Annotated in this window: 1 protein-coding gene; it reads right to left on the bottom strand. The window is 76.8% G+C overall.

Annotation, left to right across the window (positions count from 1 at the left end; all coding sequences use genetic code 11):
• Window positions 1–48 precede the first annotated feature (48 nt).
• Window positions 49–1,734: an ABC transporter ATP-binding protein gene (locus C1I97_RS36550; protein ID WP_111007196.1), complete on the bottom strand. Its 1,686-nt coding sequence runs from the start codon at window positions 1,732–1,734 to the stop codon at window positions 49–51.
• Between the last annotated feature and the right edge of the window lie 46 nt (window positions 1,735–1,780).

Consider the following 1,780-nt stretch of genomic DNA (forward strand, 5'->3'; position numbering starts at 1 on the left):
GGCCCAGGCGGACGGGCCGGGCCTGGGGGACGACGGGGTGCGCGGACTTCATGCCAGCGCCTCGCGGACCTGGGCCGCCGTGAGCCATCGCTGCGGGGCCAGGATCTTGGTGACCTGGGGCGCGAAGGACGGGGAGGACACCACCACCTCGGCCGTCGGACCGTCGGCGATCACCTCGCCCTCGGCGAGCAGGACCACCCGGTGGGCCAGTTCGGCGGCCAGCTCCACGTCATGGGTGGCGAGCACGATGGCGTGCCCCTCGGCGGCGAGTTCGCGCAGCAGGGCGACCAGACGGGCCTTCGCGCCGTAGTCCAGCCCGCGCGTCGGCTCGTCGAGCAGCAGCAGGGGCGGGCGCGCGGCGAGCACGACGGCGAGCGCGAGCGCCAGCCGCTGGCCCTCGGACAGGTCGCGGGGATGGGTGTCGTCGGTGACCCCGGGCAGCAGCTCGGAGACCAGCGCCCGGCAGGTTCCGGGGGCGGCCTGCGCGTCCTGGTCGGCCGCCGCGCACTCGGCGGCGACCGTGTCGGCGTACAGCAGGTCGCGCGGCTCCTGCGGGACGAGGCCGACCCGCCGTACGAGCTCGCGCGGCGGCGTACGGTGCGGGACCGCGCCGCCCACCCGCACCGACCCGCCGGACGGCTCGACCAGTCCGACGAGCGAGCCGAGCAGCGTGGACTTCCCGGCGCCGTTGCGGCCCATGAGCGCCACGGTCTCGCCGGGGGCGACGGACAGCTCGACGTGCCGCAGCGCCTGGACGCCGTCGCGGCGCACGGCGAGGGAGCGGACCTCGGCCACGAGGGCGTCCGGTAGGGCGGCCTCGGGGGCGGTCCGCCGCCGCGGCCGCCACCGCGACGCGGGCCGGGGCACGGGAACGGAAGGCGCCGCGGCCGGTGCCGCCGCCGTGGGCACGGGCTCCCGCCCGTCCAGCCGCTCCCGCAGGTCCGCGGCCCGGCGGCGGGCGTCCCGCACGGTCAGGGGCAGCGGGGACCAGCCCGCCAGCCGGCCCAGGTCCACCACCGGCGGGTACACGGGGGACACGGCCATGACGTCGGCCGGGGCGCCCAGCAGCGGGGCGGCGCCCGGGGCGGGCAGGAGGACGACCTGGTCGGCGTACTGGACGACGCGTTCCAGGCGGTGTTCGGCCATCAGGACCGTCGTGCCGAGGTCGTGCACCAGCCGCTGCAGCACGGCGAGGACCTCCTCGGCGGCGGCCGGGTCCAGCGCCGAGGTCGGTTCGTCCAGGACCAGGACCTTCGGGTGCGGGGTGAGGACCGAGCCGATCGCGACCCGCTGCTGCTGGCCGCCGGAGAGCGTGGCGATGGAACGGCCGCGCAGGTCGGCCAGGCCCAGCAGGTCCAGGGTCTCCTCCACACGCCGCCGCATGACGTCCGGGGCGAGCCCCAACGACTCCATGCCGTAGGCGAGTTCGTCCTCCACGGTGTCGGTGACGAAGTGCGACAGCGGGTCCTGGCCGACGGTGCCGACCACGTCGGCGAGCTCGCGCGGCTTGTGGGTGCGGGTGTCGCGGCCGGCCACGGTGACCCGGCCGCGCAGGGTGCCGCCGGTGAAGTGCGGCACGAGCCCGCTGACCGCGCCGAGCACGGTGGACTTGCCGACGCCGGACGGCCCGACGAGCAGCACGAGTTCACCCTCGGGCACCTCGAGGTCGACGCCCCGGACGGTGGGCCGGTCCGCCCCGTCGTACGTCACGGAGACATCCTCGAAGCGGATCACGACGGCTCCTTGAAGGCGGGACGTGCGGGGGAGGGACGTACGGGGG

It is taken from the genome of Streptomyces sp. NTH33 (genome assembly GCF_003236365.1).
Lineage (GTDB): Bacteria > Actinomycetota > Actinomycetes > Streptomycetales > Streptomycetaceae > Streptomyces.